Here is a 17,367-nt window from a genome sequence, read left to right on the forward strand (position 1 = left end):
TTGATTAACCCTCTCTATTTTTACGATAAAAAAGAGGGTGATGATTTGAAAAAAAGTCAACACTATTTAAAAATCCTGAACCACCCTTTATGTTTAAACCACAAAAGCATCCCCGAGACGAGGAGACCCATGAATATCAGCACGCCAAAATAGCCGTATTTCCAGTGTAATTCAGGCATGTTGTCAAAGTTCATTCCGTACACCCCAACAATAAAGGTCAGTGGAATAAAAATGGTCGACACAATGGTCAATGTCATCATGATTGCATTCATCCGGTTGGAATTCAGCGTCTGATAGCTGTCTCGTAAATCGGCTGTCATATCACGGTTTGACTCAACAATTTCGGTTAGTTTTAATAGATGATCATAAATATCATTAAAATACGCTTGGCGGTTTGTATCGCTTTTCATCATATTTGTGTTCACAATACGATATAAAAGGTCCCTCATCGGGATAATCGTTCTTCGCAGTTTGAGTAAATCTGATCGAATCCCGAATACTTCGTTCATCAATGTGCCATACGTTTTATGCCCTTCTTCATCCTCAATTTCATTCAGCCTGTCTTCAATTTGATAAATAATAGGGAAATAATCATCAACAAGCTGATCAATCAGCATGTAGGCAATATGCTCAGGTCCGCTGTTTCTCGCTTTATCAGACCCTTTGAGCTTTCGAATTACACGTTCAACGTATGGCGCTTCCTTCAAATGAAAGGTCACGATATAGTTTTCACCAACAAACAGATCGACTTCCTCAGAACGAAGCGTTTTTTGATTAAGGGCATGCAGCACGAAAAACAAATACCCTTCATAAAAATCAAGCTTGGGCCGCTGTAAATAATGAAAACAATCTTCAATCGCGAGTGGATGGAAATGAAAATATTCCTTTAAAAGCGCTGCTTCCTTTTCCGTTGGCGCATGAAAATCAATCCAATACCAGGCGATATCGGGGCTTGAAAGCTGCTGCAATGTTGCATGTTCAATCAAGTCGCCGTTTTTTGTCACTGCAAGTTTTCTCAGCATGTGCACCCCTCCAGACTTGCATTATATCATGAAGCAGCACCGGTGAACTTATACGTTTTCTTCATAAAAAAAGCCGATCTCATTTTTGAGATCGGTTCAATGTGCGTGTATGATTGATGGATAAAATCGAGAATTAAGGACGACGGAAGTTGACGAAACCACCATTACGGTCGAACCAGCCTCTAAATGCCCAGTTGATGTAGCCGCCGTCACCTTTGTTTGTGAAAGATCCATTTTCGAATACCCAGACTCCGTACGTAATACTTCCGTATTTCACAGTAGCAAACGTTTTGACGCCGTTGAAACGAGTCTCATAACCTTGGCTTAAGTTAAATACCATGACATTGTATTTTGCGCCAGCAGCATAGAAAGCAGACTCCATTAATCCTTTGACAAAGCCTTCACGGTTTGTGTTAGCATTTGCAGCATTGATTAATGCATTTGCAATACCAAGTACATCAAAGTTAATATTAACGTTTCCTGCAGTTGTAGATGCTTTACCTTCAGCAGCTTTGTTTAAGACAGTTTGCTGAAGTGTAGTAGAAACAGGTGCTGAAGTTTTTGGCTCAGCAGCGTCAGCGAATACTGGCAGTGTCGAAGAAACAGCAGTGGCAAGGGCAACAGAAAGAATTGTTTTTTTCATTGGTCGGATCTCCTTTGTTTTTAAATTTTGGGTCTTCTTTTTTGTAAAATGTGAAACTAAGTGAAGCCGGTCATCAATGAGGTAAATATGTTCCTGCAAGATAAAACAAATGATTGCCTAATCCGCTAATTTCTTTGTTCACCTCCTTGATATGTCATAATTATACAAATATTTTCGGAATGGAAGATATCACCCAGAGGTTCTATTTCTAATTTAAGGAAAATGAGCCTAAAATGTTGCAGGATGCTGTCGAATTTTAGCTGAATTCGACTAAAAACTTTCGTCTATCCAAAAGGAGAATGACCACAAATAAGGAAGATATAACTGATAAATTCTTGTACTCTTTATGTTTAAAAGTATTCAATCTAGAGAATCATTCATGCAAAATGAAACAATCACATCTGCGTATGTTTGCAGAAAGGAAGAGGACATGTATGTGGGAAAAACAGCTGGTGGTAGAGCCGCCGTATCATTTCGATCAAGTGCTTAGACGCTTATCAAGTGATCCATTAAAAGCAGTCGATTTGAATCAAAGAGAAATCAAAGTGCCGATCAGATTAGAGCAAAAACCTTATGTGGTCATCGTTCAAGCTACTGGAACAAAAGATGCACCTATGTTTCGGGTGCGGGCAGACGGCCCAGAGGAACCCCTTCTTTCTGAGGTGAAACGGATATTTGGCATGGAGCATCAATTACACATGATTCAAGACCATTTTTCTCAAACCAATCTAGCGCCCATTTTTGAGCAGCATATCGGAACGCCGCTCATGCTTGATTTCCATTTATATCATTGTTTAATGAAATGTATCATTCATCAGCAGCTTAATCTTTCGTTTGCTTACGAGCTCACGAAACGATTTGTCCATACGTACGGAGAGCAAATAGAAGGTGTATGGTTTGATCCTTTACCTGAAACCATTGCCTCTCTTGAGACAGATGATTTGAGAAAGCTTCAATTTAGTCAGCGAAAAGCAGAATATGTCATCGATGTATCGAAACGAATTGTGAGCGGCTCACTTTGTTTAGAGGAATTACACCATTTATCTGATTTGGAGGTGGAAGAGCGATTGCTTCCGATTAGAGGGATCGGACCTTGGACGGTTCAAAATGTGCTCATGAATGGGCTTGGAAGACCAAATCTTTTTCCGATGGCAGATATCGGCATTCAAAATGCAATCAAACGGCACTTCGACCTGCCTGAAAAACCGACAAAAGAAGAGATGTCAGCGCTAAGCAAGGAATGGACCCCATATTTAAGCTACGCTTCTTTATATTTATGGAGAAGCATTGAGACAGATAAATAAATGAAAGGCATTTTCTCTCTTTGTCTAAGACGTGGTATACTAATGAGATGGAATAAAATGAAGACAACCTATTAAGGGTTCAAATAGAACGGAGAGAATAAAGTGAAAGAAAAACAGCAAGGTGCCCTTTTGCAAAAGGGACAGCAGTTCCCGCTTACCATTAAACGCCTTGGCATTAATGGTGAAGGGGTCGGTTATTTTAAAAAGCAAGTGGTCTTTGTCCCAGGTGCACTTCCAGGTGAGGAAGTGGTCGTTGAAGCAACGAATGTCCAAGCAAAATATGCAGAAGGTACAGTGAGGAAAGTGCGAAAGCGCTCCGAGCATCGAGTCAAACCGCCATGCCCAGTATACGAACAGTGCGGCGGCTGTCAGCTTCAGCATTTGGCGTATGAGCAGCAGCTAAATGAAAAGCGTGATATTGTCATTCAATCAATGGAGCGCCATACAAAGCTATCGGTTGAAAAGCTTGATATTCGGCCAACGATCGGTATGGAAGATCCGTGGCATTACCGAAACAAAAGTCAGTTCCAAGTAGGTCGTTCTCACAGCGGAGACATCATTGCAGGACTTTACGGATTGAATTCTCATAAGCTTGTTCCGATCAAGGAATGTATCGTGCAGCATCCAAAAACGAACAAAACAACGGGCGTTGTCCGCAAAATTTTAGAGAAATTCGGCGTATCTGTCTACAATGAACGGACAAGAAAAGGCGACGTACGCTCGATTGTCGTGCGTGTCGGCTTTGAAACAGGTGAAGTACAAGTCGTTCTTGTCACATCAAAACCTGAATTTCCAAAGAAAAAAGAAATCGCAGAAGCCATTCAAAAACGACTGCCTGAAGTGACGTCTATCATGCACAATATCAATGGTGAAAAAACATCAGTCATCTTCGGCCATAAAACATCTCACCTAGCCGGCAATATGGTCATCCAAGAATTTTTAGGAGACGTCTCTTTTGAACTAAGTGCACGTGCTTTCTTCCAATTGAATCCAAAGCAGACGCTAAAGCTTTACGATGAAGCGAAAAAAGCGGCCAAATTGACTGGCAAAGAAAAGGTTGTCGATGCGTATTGCGGCGTTGGAACCATTGGGATGTGGCTTTCAGATGGCGCCAAAGAAGTACGAGGAATGGATGTCATCAAAGAATCGATTGATGATGCCAAGAAAAATGCCAAAAAACACGGCATGAAAAACGCGACCTATGTAACAGGAACAGCTGAACATTGGCTGCCAAAATGGGTCAAAGAAGGCTTCCGTCCTGACGTCATCGTCGTCGACCCGCCAAGAACAGGCTGCGAGCGCACCTTCTTAGACACCGTCAAACAAGTCAAACCAAAACGCTTTGTCTACGTCTCTTGCAACCCATCCACACTAGCAAAAGACCTTCAATACATGTCAAAAGACTACAAGATCGAATACATGCAGCCAGTTGATATGTTTCCGCATACGGCGCATGTAGAGACCGTTGTATCAATGGTAAGAGTGTAAAAAAGTGAAGTGAATAAAACTGTCCGTGATTTGAATACTGGTGTCTAGCTGGTAGGATAATCACGGATTTTTTTATATACTGATCCGTAGGTGTTGATCAGAGTAAACCATATGAATGAGGTAGAGGAGGATGGAAATGAGTCAATTCGAGATTCTAACAAAATACATACCGATGCTCCGCGAGGACCATATCGGAGAATGGGTGATCGATCAAGAAAATGATGGAACAGCTGAACGCCCAATCCAGATGCCTTTTGTCCATTATTCCGAAACTGTCCGTCACTTTATCGAAGATGTCTATACCTTTGCGGAACAACATCAAGAGCTGGAGCTTATCCGCTACAGAGAAATCCTCAAAGAAAATGGCATTGAAGGTGGATTGAACGATATCGAGAATGTGGACCTCTCACATTTAAATGCGCAGTGTATACTTGCACTCATCATGGGAGTGGTGAGTGCTGAGCGGTTTTGCGATGGTGCCATATTGGGTTCTTTTAAAAGTGGAGCCATCTTAAAATGGCTTGAAAGATTGAAAAACCTAGATGTATGACATCTAGGTTTTTTTATTTCTGAAACGAGATTATGAGCATGTGAATTGCTCCACTTCTTGACGAAATAGATCAAGCAGCAGCTGCTTGGTGTTTTCCAGAGAGAGATGGGGTTCCTTATGAGTTAAGATTCCTATTGGGATAAAAGGGTCCTCTATTTCTATTGGAACTTTAACAAATTCGTCTGATAATGGGGTAGAAGAAAGCACCACCCCGACGGAAGGAAACGCCTTTAGAAATGATGGAATCGCTGAAATCTGGCTGATGGTGTAAGTGAACGGCTCGACATTTATTCTTGAGAGTTCCTTTTGTAATTTCATGTGATATAAACAACTTTCCCCGCCAATAATCAAAGGCTGTTCATAAAGATCCTTGATCAATGAAATCGGTCCGACTTGATCTGCCTGCTGTTTTGCGATAATAAAAGACATTTCCTCCTTGTACAACTCCTCAAACGGAAGTGTATTCATCACAGGTTCCCCTGCAACGGCAAAATCAATCTCACCCTTGAGCAGAAGCTTGTGAAGAAAGTCTGTATTACCAATGATAAAGTGGCATGTGATATTCGGTTTTTGCCTCCTGAATGTTTGAAGGACGGAAGGAAGAATAGTGGCAGCAATTGGTTCTATGACGCCTATATTCAAGGTTCCGATTTCTTCTTTTTGGAGTTTTTGTGATTGCTCTAATACAAAATGCCAATGGAGTATCAGCTGATCAATCTCTTTGGCAAACAATTGTCCTGAAGGGGTTAATTCAGCCTCCCATCCTCTTACAAACAATTGAAATCCTAACTCCTTCTCTAATCGTTTGATCTGATTCGTTATGGTTGACTGTGCATAATTCAATTTTTGAGCGGCTTTTGAGAATGTCCCTTCCTGAATGATGGCTTGAAATGCTTTTAACTCTTTTAAGTCCATTTCTAATAATCTCCATTCATTTTATGAATACAATTTTATATATTATTCAATTATATAAAACAAGTATTGGGATGTAAAATGAATGTAGACAGAAAAAAGGAGATGACATTCATGCCATTTGTAAAAGTCAGCTATATGGAAAATGCGTACGATACAGAAAGCTTAGCTTCTGTTAGCCAAACGATCATGAAAGCTCTGATGAAAGAATTTCAAGTTCCTAAAAAAGACTACTTTCAGGTATTCAGTTCACATAAGAAAGAAGAATTTTTTTATAATCCCCATTATCTTCTTCGTCATGAAAGAGATCATCGTCTTTTATATATCCAAATTACATGTGGTCCAGGAAGAACCGACGGGCAGAAGAAGTCTTTATATAAGGAAATAGCTGACCAGTTGTATTGCCAGCTTCATATCTCGAAAGAAAATGTATTCATTATGCTGTATGAGACAGGGTTGGAGAATTGGTCCTTTGGAGAAGGACTTGCGCAGATGATCAAGTAACAGAACGAATGAAAGGGGAAATAGCTATGCATCAGCCAATCAAGCCAACTGTAAAATTCACTCTCGGAGATTTTGCCCCAGCATTTGTTGAGTATTCAGAAAAAGTTCTCTTTGGAGATTTGTGGAGGAGAGAGGAACTTTCTCTTAGAGATCGCAGTATGATTACAGTCTCAGCTTTAGTAAGTACGGGCAGCCTGAATCAGCTGGAATACCATTTACATCTTGCCAAAGAAAATGATGTCACGAAGAACGAATTGATTGAAGTCATCACTCATCTTAGTTTTTATATCGGATGGCCTAAAGCAGCTTCAGCACTAGAAGCGGCTAAACATATTTTGGAGGACGAATAAAGTTCATCAAACAACGTGACCTATTTGAAATAGGGCTTTTTATATGCAATAAATTGAATTTTAAAATCGCCTGTTGACTTTCCCCTTTACTGAAAGGTTTATACTTTGATCAGATTAACAAATCGGAGGAGATGCAGGATGTTTAAAATCGGTGATTTTTCTATGTTAAGTAAGGTCCCTGTCAAAACCTTAAGGTATTATGACCAAATAGATTTATTAAAGCCTAAGCAGATCGATCAAGAATCCGGATACCGGTATTACTCAGCTGAACAGCTGCTTGAGGTCAATCGGATTTTTCTGTACAAGGAATTAGGTTTTACGTTAAAGCAAATGGGTCAGCTTCTTCGTGAAGATATTTCTGTCGAGCAGATTCAGGGCATGTTTCTCTTGAAAGAGAGTGAGATTCAGCAATTGATCGAGAGAGAACAACAGAAATTAGCGCGTATTAAGGAGCGGATGCACCTCATCAAACGAGAGGGGTGTGTTGAAAAAGCGCAGGAGGTCATCATCAAATCGGTTGAAAGCAAATGTATCATGTCTTTTCAATCCCATGGAACTGTTGACGAAATCCCAACATTCTTTCAAACGTTTCATCATTTGTTACATAAACATCCGCAAGAATTGAACTCTGAGCCACAAATCGTGCTGTGGAGGGAATCACTTGCTAAAGAAAGTGAGTTCGAATTTGAGGTTGGGTATTCCGCGAAAGCGTTAAGGGGCTCTCTTCCTCAGGGAATTACGATGCGCACGTTACCAGCTGAAGAAACCATGGCGACGCTCTTATTTCATTCAGATTCTCCATTTGCGCAATCTGCTTGTGTTGACCTGGCGACATGGATCGAACATAACGGATACCGCGTGAAAGAAGATCAGCCGGGCAGAGAGATTTATTACCCATTGGCTGAAAATGAAGAAGGAAGACTCATTGAAATTCAAATTCCTATAAAAAATGAAGTCAAATCGTAAACAATGCCCAAAGGAGAAAAGCCACGATGAAAAATAAAGCCGTTGTCTATTTACTTGCTTTAGCAGCCTTTTTAATTGGAACGATCGAATATATCATTACAGGAATTATTCAAATGGTCGCAGATGATTTACAGGTCACGACATCTGCTGCTGGTTTATTGGTCACATCATTAGCGCTCTCAGCAGCAATCGGCGCGCCGATTGTCATTGCACTGACCATCAATATCGACCGCAGAAAAATATTATCATGGATGCTGATCATTTTTACTTTAAGTAATATCATCACAAGTGTCAGCCATTCGTTTGAAATGGTGCTGATGACAAGGGTTTTACAAGGAATTAGTGGGGGAACGGCTATTGTGGTGGCAATGGCTGTGGCGACTCGTCTTGTCGAACGAGAAAAAAGAGGAACAGCGATTGGCATCATTTTAATGGGATTAAGCAGTTCCTTAGTTTTAGGTGTGCCAATCGGGACATTTCTAAGCAGCATGATTGGATGGAAAGCATTATTTGCAGCCATTGGATTGATCACGCTCATTCCGCTGATAGTTGTGTATAGGCGCATCCCTTCTATGAAAGAACAAGAACCGGTGACGCTAGGTATGCAATTATCGATATTAAAAGATAAGAGAATTTTGCTTGCAGTGGCAGTGACACTTTTTTATGTAGGCGGATATTCCACTTTATTTACCTATTTATCGCCATTCCTGCAAGAATCAGCAAACCTTAGCATCACAGAAATCAGCGGCATTTTATTGCTAGCGGGAATATGCAGCTTTTTAGGCTCCAGTCTTGGAGGGGTTGCAGCAGATAAAAAAGGCCCAACATTCACGATTTTCTCCGGAATTATTCTGCAAATCATCATGCTGATGCTGCTGGCATTTGTGTCAGGGAATCTCGTGGTCATGGTGGCGGTGATCATGATATGGATGATTGCTACATGGAGCACATCTCCAGCTCAGCAGCTGTATCTCGTCACACTTGTACCAAAATCTCCTGATATCGCATTAAGTGTCAATACATCGTTTATTCAATTCGGTTTTGCTTTAGGCTCGGGGTTAGGAGGGCTTGTATTGAGCAGGACATCTATACTGCACCTGAGCTGGATCAGCGCTGGAACGGTTCTTCTTGCTTTACTCATGACCATCTTGATGGTGGCGTTTGACCGAATCTCTCAGCAGAAGAGTTTGAAGGTAATGGAGCAAGGAAGGTAACATGAACGATTTCACTAGTGAACATACAAATTTAGTTTTGTATTGTGGGAACTACTTATTTAGGGTAGTACCTTGGCCCATTTCGTGGGCTTTTTTTTATAAAAATTCTTATCTCTGCACTTCTGCTTTATTACTTCTGTAAATACCTGATCTCCTTGTCATACTTTTGAATGAAATTGACTCAATAGAATTGACGCAAGAACCGTGAATAGGTGAAGATGAAATAAACTGTAAGATAAAGGGAGACGGATGATGATACATATCATATTTGGGGCGGCAGCTGCGGGTAGTTTAAAACAAGCAATACGTGAAATGAAGCAAGATCAAATAAATGATATCATCGCTTTTGATGATATTTATTCGATTGGACCACTTCTGTATTTACACGAACATAAAGGACAAGCGAACCGTATAGAGTGGCTGCGTAACGTGATGTCAAATGAATATGGCTATTTTGACGACATGGTCAACGATCAGCACAGAATGCTTCAGCAAATAAAAGAAATAAAAGCTGGCAGTCGTATACTTCTCTGGACAGGCAGTAATGCCCATGAGCAAATTGGCTTGCGATATGCCGTCTATTTATTAAAAGAGAAAAGCATAGAATTGTCAGTAATCAATACAACGACAGCATTTGATCAGCTGTTCAATACAAATACAAGAAGAATGGATATTCGACATTCCGGAGAAATCGCATCTGAAAAATTTAAAATTTTGTATGAGAGTAAAGAGCATATTCACCCAGTGACAAAAGAAGAGAGAGAAAGATTACAAAATGAATGGCTTTCACTTGCTAAAGAAAATCATACGCTGCGGATATGGAAAAAAGGACAAGTGATCAGCGTACCAGAAGATGAATTTGATGCTTATTTAGTGAAAATGGCTAAGCGGCTTCATCAGTCCGCACCAGAAGAGGAGTACATCGTCACTCCACGTCTAATAGGAGAAGTCATTGGTCATTTAGATCAGTATATCGGCGATGATTTTATTGAATATCGGCTGAAGACATTAATTGATCAAGGAATTTTTGACATGAAAGGAAAACGAACTTCCATGCGTTATTACTCAATTAAACTGACGGAGTTCGGTCAGAACTTCAAAAAATGGGTATGCTGTCGAGAGTTTGTAGATCATCCTTTTGTGAAAATTGAAGGAGATTACGGTGAACCTTTTCAGTGTGGGTATTGCGAATGTCATTTAGAAAGAGATGATGTACCAATGAGTGATACTCTTTTCTCAAAGATATGGAATTGGAACATACAGTATGGCCGCTGGTTTGACGAAGAGACCGATGATTTGCTGCCAAATGGCGTAGACATGGAAAGGAAGTTCAATCAAGAAGGAGAGCGTATCACTGAAGAAGTGAAACGAGCCTTGTCTCCTGCGTTTCAAATTGAATACAGCCCAAGTGAATACGCGCAATATTACATTTAAAGAATGAATTTTCTTATCACTGCACAAAATAAAGCTTTACACAATCCATCATCATCATGTAAGATATGGAGAAATTAAAAGCGAAGAAAAGGACATGAGCAATTTTTTACTGGTTACCAGAGAGGGAAGTGACGCTGAAATCTTCCTAACGCAGGAAAGTTGTCTTACCACCTTTGAGCTGTATTGGGGAAATCACAGTATCCAATATCGTTTACGCCACGTTACGGCACCAGAGCCATAAAGCGAATGCGCATTATGGGAATTTGGGTGGAACCACGGATATCACATTCGTCCCTTTATGAGGGATGGGTGTGTTTTTTTTGTACACTCATATAGGATCATTGCTTTGAAAAGGACATGAGCAGCTTTTACGGTTACCAGAGAGGGAAGTCACGCTGAAATCTTCCTAACGCAGAAAAGCGGTCTTACCACCTTTGAGCTGTATTGGGGAAAATTGCAGTATCCAATACCGTCAATGCCACGTTACGGCACCAGAGCCATAAAGCGAATACGCATTATGGGAATTTGGGTGGAACCACGGATTACACATTCGTCCCTTTACGCGGGATGGATGTGTTTTTTTATTTCAAAAAATAGGAAAGGTGTGTCGGTTATGAGAGAAAACATGGTGAAGATTCAATTTCCGGATGGAAAGATAAAGGAGTTTCCCGCAGGTACGACTGTCGCAGATGTTGCCTCCCATATTAGTCCGAGCTTAAGAAAAAAAGCAGTGGCAGGTAAGGTCAATGATCAAATGGTTGATTTAAGTGAGCAGCTATACAGCGATGTTCGGCTGTCTATTGTCACACTAGATTCAAAAGAAGGGCTTGAAGTGCTGCGCCATACATCTGCACACGTATTAGCTCAGGCTGTGAAAAGGTTATATGACAATGTCACACTGGGGATCGGACCGGTCATTGAAAATGGATTTTACTATGATATGAAGCTCGATCAATCATTAAGCGTAGAGGATTTAGCAGAAATTGAAAAAGAGATGAAAAACATCATAAATGAGAATCACCCTATCCAAAGAAAGGAAGTCTCTTACAAAGAAGCTGAAGCGCTGTTTGCACATGATCCATATAAGCTGGATATTTTAAAAGATTTACCCTCTCAAGAAGCCATCACAGTTTATCAGCAAGGAGAATTTGTAGATTTATGCCGCGGGCCGCATGTACCTTCTACAGGGTACGTAAAGTCATTTAAACTAACACGTGTTGCAGGGGCTTATTGGCGGGGAGACAGTCATCAGGATGTCTTGCAGCGAGTGTATGGTGTGGCGTTTCAACACCCAAAGCATCTCGCTGAGTATCTTCATTTCATGGAAGAAGCAAATAAACGTGATCACCGGAAATTAGGGAAACAGCTATCCCTCTTTATGTTTTCAGAAGAAGCGCCAGGTATGCCGTTTTATTTACCAAAAGGACAGATTGTCAGAAATGAATTAATGGCCTTTTCAAGAGAAGTGAGAGGCAAAGCGCAATACGAAGAAGTGAGTACACCGTTTATGATGAACCAAGAGCTTTGGGAAAAGTCAGGGCACTGGGATCATTATCATGAAAATATGTATTTCTCGGAAGTGGACCATACAAGCTTCGCTTTAAAACCGATGAACTGTCCAGGGCATATGCTCATGTTTAAAAACAGCTTATATTCCTACAGAGACCTTCCGATTAGAATGGCTGAGTTTGGTCAGGTGCATCGTCATGAATTTAGCGGAGCGTTAAATGGTTTGTTCAGGGTCAGAACATTTTGCCAAGATGATGCCCATATTTTTTTAAGAGAAGATCAAATCGAAGCTGAAATCAAACGGATTTTCCAATTAGTTGATCATGTGTATCGGACATTTGGATTTGAGTATTCAGTCGAGCTATCCACTCGTCCAGAAAAAGCATTAGGCAATGATGCTATTTGGGATATATCCGAAACAGCGTTAAAAAATGTGCTTGATCGTCTAAAGGTCGACTACCAGCTGAATGAAGGAGATGGCGCATTTTATGGTCCAAAGATCGATTTTCATATTAAAGATGCCCTGCAGCGGAGCCATCAGTGCGCCACAATTCAACTGGATTTCCAAATGCCAGAGAAATTTGGTTTAACATATATCAACGAAAAAAATGAAAAGGTTCGGCCAGTTGTGATTCACAGTGCCATTTTTGGTTCTCTAGATCGTTTCCTAGGTATTCTCATCGAGCATTTTGCAGGCGCTTTCCCATTATGGCTAGCACCGGTACAAGTGCAAATCATCCCTGTCTCAACTGTTCACCTTGATCACTGCTTAGAGGTGCAGCAGCAATTAAGAAGTATCGGAATAAGAGCCACAATCGATGAGCGGGATGAAAAACTTGGCTATAAAATGAGAGAAGCACAAATGCAAAAAATCCCTTATATCGCGGTCATCGGCGATAAAGAAATGGAAGACAACACACTAAATATTAGACAGCACGGAGAAAAGACGTCAAAAAAGCTGTCTATTGAGGACTTTAAACACATGGCTGCTAAGCAAATCAAAGACAGATCGGCTGCTCAGATATGATGTGATGATTTTATGAAGAAGGACCAGACGTTCATTGAATGATGGGCGTCTTTTCATTTGCGAAAAAAGCCGAATTGACAGTAGAAAGGGAAAATATTGAAACATTTTTTCGGTAAAATCGTAATAAAGATAGAGCGTTCAACAGAAACCGTTTAAAACGGAGAGGAGTATTGCATGGAACAAGCAGCACTGAAAAAGATGAGATCGAAACAAGTAGTTACCTCTAATTTACTATTCGGCATGTTGATCTTGATTTTTTTTATTTTGATTCAAAATGTTGAAATTCAATTTACATATTTCTTTCTTTGTTTAGGAATCTTCATGCTCCTTCAAGGTATTTACGGCTTGATCAAAAAAGGATCAACAAAGTCTATCATTCCCATATTTGAGCAGGTAGCCATTTATGAAAAAGAGAAATTGGGAAAAGAGTGGGAGAAAGAACAAAGAGTGGAGAATATTTGGAAATTGATATTGAGCGGGCTAATGTTCTTCCAATCATTTAGTTTTCAAACGATGCAAGATCCATTTTTTCATATAGAACCTAATTTTCTCATTTTCTTATTTGTTATGGCTCTAGCCATTATCAATATAAGCATGCTTTTTCGCTTTAGAAAAATTGACCGGTCGACTGAAGGCGAATTAACAGGCTATACAAAAGAGTCAAATATAATGGCAATAGCTTTAGGGTTCTTAACTGTAATCATCATTTTCATCTTTATCGTCATTTTTCTTCTTCCATAAAACAGAATTTTGAGGTGAAACAAATGAATGCAAACATTCAACAACTGATCGATCAGACAAAGGCGAAATTTGGTTTAGATCTTTACTATTTAAAAAGACACAGTTTTCATCGCTACGTCAATATGTTCAATGAAACGGTTTATACATTGAATATGGAATGGTTTCCCTCTCATGAAGCTGAACCCGAGGACGATGATCTAAACCCGGACGGCACAGCTGTGATTGACGTGAATTTGAATACAGGCCAGATTGAAACGGTCATTTTTGTCATGGACAAAACCTTCGCGAAGAATGGTGTCACATTTAAGAGGCCTTATCCAGCTCATGTCATTCAATGGATCGAACAAGAAACAGGGTTGGTCTATGGTGAGCATTTTCATATGCATCAAAAGGAGAAAGGGGAACTTTTTTTCGAAGAAGCAATAGATGGTGTGAAAGTGACGCCTTCAGGCAGAATCGAAGTGAAATGGGATGAACATGGGCAGCTCATTCACTATATACATCGAGGGCCATTTATGGCAAAAGAACGACTAAGAACTGAAGAATATGTGCTTTCCATTGATAGGATCGAGAATTTAGCTCAGCAGCAAGTGCAGCGGTTTGATTGGCCATCCTTCGAGCAGAATCGAATCCGCCCTATATATGCGTTAGAAGAAATTTATATCAAGAACGATGGAACAGGAACGATACCGTTTGAAATTGGGCGTGAAGAAACACATTGTATACACATGAATCAGGTCATGGAGTGGAATGAACCGTTAAACAAAGCCTTTGAAAAAAAGGAAATCAATATAAACGAGGACATTACTGCTGAACAAGCCTTCTCACTGGAGCCTTCGCCGGATATATTCCCGATCTCAAAAGAAGAGCAGGCTGAGTGTATCAAAGCGGTTCGCACCTTTTTGGCGCAAAAATATTCAAAGGATACAGGGAAGTGGGTGCTAAAAACACTCCACCGCGACCATGGCTACATCGAAGCGATATTAAAAACGAATGAGCAAGAAGGCTGTGGTTTTATGGATAAGATCAAGGTCTTCATTGATGCCAGCACTTTTGAAGCCATTAATTACATAGATAAAAAAGAGATGTTTCAAGTATGCGGGATACTCAATCCATCTCAAACCGCTAGTGAAATCACCATTTCTCAGAAAGAAGCCTTTGAAACATTGAGAGAACGCCTCGAACTTACACCCATCTACGTCTATGACGATGTGCAAAAACAATATGTTTTATGCGGAAAGCTCGACTGTCATGAAGGTGTTGATGCAGTGAGCGGTGAAGTGTTCTCTTTGACAGACCTTTCATAACTTCTAAAAGAACAGTGAGCAGCTGTTCTTTTTTGCTCCATTTTCCTCTTTTTAGAATAAAAATGGAATTTTGTAGAAGGAAGTTGTCGTTTCATCACGAAAGAAACAGATAAGAATATGATCATAGGTCCATCGGTTGAAATTCGTATTTCATATAGTAAACGTCATACATAATGAAAAACCATTGCAGTAAAGTTGATCTACAAATCTTTTAGAAGAAAAAATGAAATCATGTCTCTAGTAGTAAGCGAAACTAGACGGACTAAGATCATAGGATGAGTTGAACATGTTTGTTTTTATTTAAGCTTAAAGCCATAAATAGAAGAAAGTGAGGATATCTACCTTGAGTACATTGGAAGTGTTTCGTCAGTTTTTGGTTGACCATTATCCTGCGTTACAAGATGAGCTTTGGCTAAAAGATGTTGATACCCTTCGAATCTCTCCTATTCTTCATCCTTTTCTGAAAAGCAAGCTGCCAGAAGGAATCGAAAAATTCACTTGTGTTCTATTCACGCAGCAGACAGATCAAACCGCTGCACCGCTCAAAGTCTACCTTCTATTAGATGAACATGAGCAATCGCTTTATGCCATTGATTTGATGAATGAACAAATAGCACTTCATTAATGCAGAAGCAAAAAGCTGCTTGAGAGAGCTCCTCAGCAGCTTTTCTTGTGAATATTAGTTTGTCATATCAACCAATCTTGAGTGCAAGTTGTCCACTTCTTTCTTTGTTGGAAAAGAGCTGATCAGCAGCGTAGACCGTCCTAATTGATTAGGAAGCTCAGTATCGGTCACAACCATATCAATCCCAAGTTGATCCATTGTCAGTTCATTTAATGTATTTTCTGGACTTGTGAAAATATGAATGAGAGGAGGCAATCTTAATTTAATTAAATCCGCAATAAACAAACTATGATTATAACCTAATGTTGAAATGACAAAAATGTTCAACACGTTTCTCCGATCCATTTCCAAATGAACAAGCCCCCTCCAGTTAGAAGTAATGATACGAATCAATTCTCGTTCATTTTTCACAAAAGAAGCAAGTATATCGTCTGTTTTTAACTCTTGGATGATATGAGTAATCCTCGAATAGAAGTAAGGAAGCTGTTTTTTTACCTCTGATAAATACCTCGATTTCTTTTTGAAAAGGAATCCATCTCTTACGGTAATTTCCCTAGAATACACATAATATTGGAGCAGAATCAGTGTCATCGCCTTGCGATTAGCCACCTCTTGATGAAAAATCAACTCCAATTGATTGATAAAGGAATGAATGGCTTCGAAGAGGTGTGGTGTATGCGATTGAAAGAACGTCAATTTTTCTTCGACAGTTTCAATTGATTTATAATGGCCAATAGCTGGCTCAATCAATAGTAAAAAGACAAATTCGTGACGATCCAACGTAACACCAAAAGTGTCCTTTGTCATTTGGCAAACGTGTTCTTCCAAGTTTTTGATTTGATTATAGATACCTTTAGCTGTAGATGTTTGTTTTTCCTGATCCATTGAGTACCTATAATTGCGTCGTATGGTAAAATTTTTCCTCACTCGGTGTATGGAAACGGCGAGCCATAGGCAAAATTTATCTATAGCCACATCAGGTAGATTGACTTCGAGCACCTGAAATAGCTTTTGTAAAAAATCAACTGCATCTTGCTTTTGAATATCTTCGAATGGCCAAAGCCTGCTTCCATACACTTCAAACAAAAATTCCACAAAAAATTGACGAATCTCCTTCTCATTTCCATGGAACTGCATACTATCTGGTCGTAACTCAATGTCATACGAGATAAGAAGCGAATTGATTTTATGAATGGTGTTATACAATGTGGATCTACTGATATTCAGCGTGTCCATCCATTCATAGAAAGACCTGTTTTGTTCAAAGAAAACGCCGTCAATCAATCGAATTTCAATCGTATCTTTTAGAATTTCTTTGATATAGTAGTCGACTCGTATCGTCTGTGTATAACAAATGGATATGCCTTGTCTTGGCTTTATGTGGATTAACGGCTCTCCGTTCTCTGTTTGGAACGACTTCATTTGTTCTAAATCGCTTTGAATCGCACGAACCGAGCCGATATTTTCATTCGATATCTCTTGAAGGCTCCACCACTTATCTTTTGATACAAGCAGTTTTAAAATTTTTATCCATCTCTTTGATTTATTATCAATGAGCTCCATTAAACAACTAACTCCTTCCCTTGGCTTGCCTCTATATGATGAAGTTCACTTAAAGAACATTTGATTTTCTAAATAGGCATAAAATGATTTTAATGTTTAGGCTAAATCGTTTTGTCTTCACTTTTCATGATAAAAGAGAAAAAAATTAGACGAAAACAAATGTTATTCCCTGATTCTCCATATATTTCTTTTAAAAGGTGATAAGTAA

At 39.7% G+C, this 17,367-nt stretch carries 16 protein-coding genes and 2 other annotated features; of the genes, 12 read left to right on the plus strand and 4 right to left on the minus strand.

The genetic code is table 11. From position 1 onward, the window contains the following. Positions 1–62: 62 nt before the first annotated feature. Complete coding sequence (corA, locus tag NSS76_RS04075; RefSeq protein WP_025093503.1) at positions 63–1,022, minus strand: magnesium/cobalt transporter CorA; 960 nt, start codon at positions 1,020–1,022, stop codon at positions 63–65. Positions 1,023–1,155: 133 nt separating this feature from the next. Further along, entirely contained in the window at positions 1,156–1,665 is a 510-nt protein-coding gene (locus NSS76_RS04080) for a hypothetical protein (RefSeq protein ID WP_024425256.1), read from the minus strand. Between the two features lie 434 nt (positions 1,666–2,099). Here NSS76_RS04080 and NSS76_RS04085 point away from each other — a divergent pair, with 434 nt between their 5' ends. The 3 genes from NSS76_RS04085 to NSS76_RS04095 all read left to right on the plus strand — a co-directional run bounded on the left by NSS76_RS04085 (position 2,100) and on the right by NSS76_RS04095 (position 5,007). Then, on the plus strand, positions 2,100–2,969 hold the full coding sequence (locus NSS76_RS04085; protein WP_044334673.1) for a DNA-3-methyladenine glycosylase family protein: 870 nt from the start codon (positions 2,100–2,102) through the stop codon (positions 2,967–2,969). Between the two features lie 102 nt (positions 2,970–3,071). Beyond that, on the plus strand, positions 3,072–4,457 hold the full coding sequence (rlmD, locus tag NSS76_RS04090; RefSeq protein WP_044334675.1) for a 23S rRNA (uracil(1939)-C(5))-methyltransferase RlmD: 1,386 nt from the start codon (positions 3,072–3,074) through the stop codon (positions 4,455–4,457). A 136-nt stretch (positions 4,458–4,593) separates the two neighbouring features. Then, complete coding sequence (locus NSS76_RS04095) at positions 4,594–5,007, plus strand: DUF6508 domain-containing protein (protein ID WP_341080888.1); 414 nt, start codon at positions 4,594–4,596, stop codon at positions 5,005–5,007. 30 nt (positions 5,008–5,037) lie between these two features. On the opposite strand, the gene NSS76_RS04100 is transcribed toward NSS76_RS04095, so the two are convergent. After that, entirely contained in the window at positions 5,038–5,922 is an 885-nt protein-coding gene (locus tag NSS76_RS04100) for a LysR family transcriptional regulator (RefSeq protein ID WP_073204329.1), read from the minus strand. A gap of 111 nt (positions 5,923–6,033) precedes the next feature. On the opposite strand from NSS76_RS04100, the gene NSS76_RS04105 reads away from it, so the two are divergent. The 9 genes from NSS76_RS04105 to NSS76_RS04145 all read left to right on the plus strand — a co-directional run bounded on the left by NSS76_RS04105 (position 6,034) and on the right by NSS76_RS04145 (position 15,596). Continuing rightward, the gene (locus NSS76_RS04105) at positions 6,034–6,423 is read left to right on the plus strand and encodes a tautomerase family protein (RefSeq protein WP_122632138.1); all 390 of its coding nucleotides are present in this window, start codon (positions 6,034–6,036) and stop codon (positions 6,421–6,423) included. A 26-nt stretch (positions 6,424–6,449) separates the two neighbouring features. Beyond that, positions 6,450–6,773, plus strand: a complete 324-nt coding sequence (locus tag NSS76_RS04110; RefSeq protein ID WP_122632139.1) for a carboxymuconolactone decarboxylase family protein — start codon at positions 6,450–6,452, stop codon at positions 6,771–6,773. Between the two features lie 138 nt (positions 6,774–6,911). Next, positions 6,912–7,739: a MerR family transcriptional regulator gene (locus NSS76_RS04115; RefSeq protein ID WP_122632140.1), complete on the plus strand. Its 828-nt coding sequence runs from the start codon at positions 6,912–6,914 to the stop codon at positions 7,737–7,739. 26 nt (positions 7,740–7,765) lie between these two features. Next, complete coding sequence (locus NSS76_RS04120) at positions 7,766–8,953, plus strand: MFS transporter (RefSeq protein ID WP_024425249.1); 1,188 nt, start codon at positions 7,766–7,768, stop codon at positions 8,951–8,953. Positions 8,954–9,205: 252 nt separating this feature from the next. Continuing rightward, positions 9,206–10,387 carry a DUF1835 domain-containing protein gene (locus NSS76_RS04125; protein WP_122632141.1) on the plus strand — a complete coding sequence of 394 codons (1,182 nt, stop codon included), beginning with the start codon at positions 9,206–9,208 and terminating at the stop codon, positions 10,385–10,387. 74 nt (positions 10,388–10,461) lie between these two features. Continuing rightward, positions 10,462–10,686: a binding site (T-box leader), on the plus strand. 38 nt (positions 10,687–10,724) lie between these two features. Further along, positions 10,725–10,948, plus strand: a binding site (T-box leader). Positions 10,949–11,000: 52 nt separating this feature from the next. After that, positions 11,001–12,923, plus strand: coding sequence for a threonine--tRNA ligase (thrS, locus tag NSS76_RS04130; RefSeq protein ID WP_212048784.1), 1,923 nt, complete (start codon positions 11,001–11,003; stop codon positions 12,921–12,923). Positions 12,924–13,097: 174 nt separating this feature from the next. Further along, entirely contained in the window at positions 13,098–13,664 is a 567-nt protein-coding gene (locus NSS76_RS04135) for a hypothetical protein (RefSeq protein ID WP_212048786.1), read from the plus strand. A gap of 23 nt (positions 13,665–13,687) precedes the next feature. Then, positions 13,688–14,971 carry a hypothetical protein gene (locus NSS76_RS04140; protein WP_212048788.1) on the plus strand — a complete coding sequence of 428 codons (1,284 nt, stop codon included), beginning with the start codon at positions 13,688–13,690 and terminating at the stop codon, positions 14,969–14,971. Between the two features lie 343 nt (positions 14,972–15,314). Then, the gene (locus NSS76_RS04145) at positions 15,315–15,596 is read left to right on the plus strand and encodes a hypothetical protein (protein WP_212048789.1); all 282 of its coding nucleotides are present in this window, start codon (positions 15,315–15,317) and stop codon (positions 15,594–15,596) included. A gap of 54 nt (positions 15,597–15,650) precedes the next feature. Here NSS76_RS04145 and NSS76_RS04150 read toward each other — a convergent pair whose 3' ends face one another. After that, positions 15,651–17,159: a helix-turn-helix domain-containing protein gene (locus tag NSS76_RS04150; protein ID WP_212048791.1), complete on the minus strand. Its 1,509-nt coding sequence runs from the start codon at positions 17,157–17,159 to the stop codon at positions 15,651–15,653. Positions 17,160–17,367 lie beyond the last annotated feature (208 nt).

The organism is Bacillus sp. FSL R5-0654 (genome assembly GCF_038008745.1).
In the GTDB taxonomy this organism is placed as follows: domain Bacteria; phylum Bacillota; class Bacilli; order Bacillales; family Bacillaceae; genus Bacillus; species Bacillus safensis.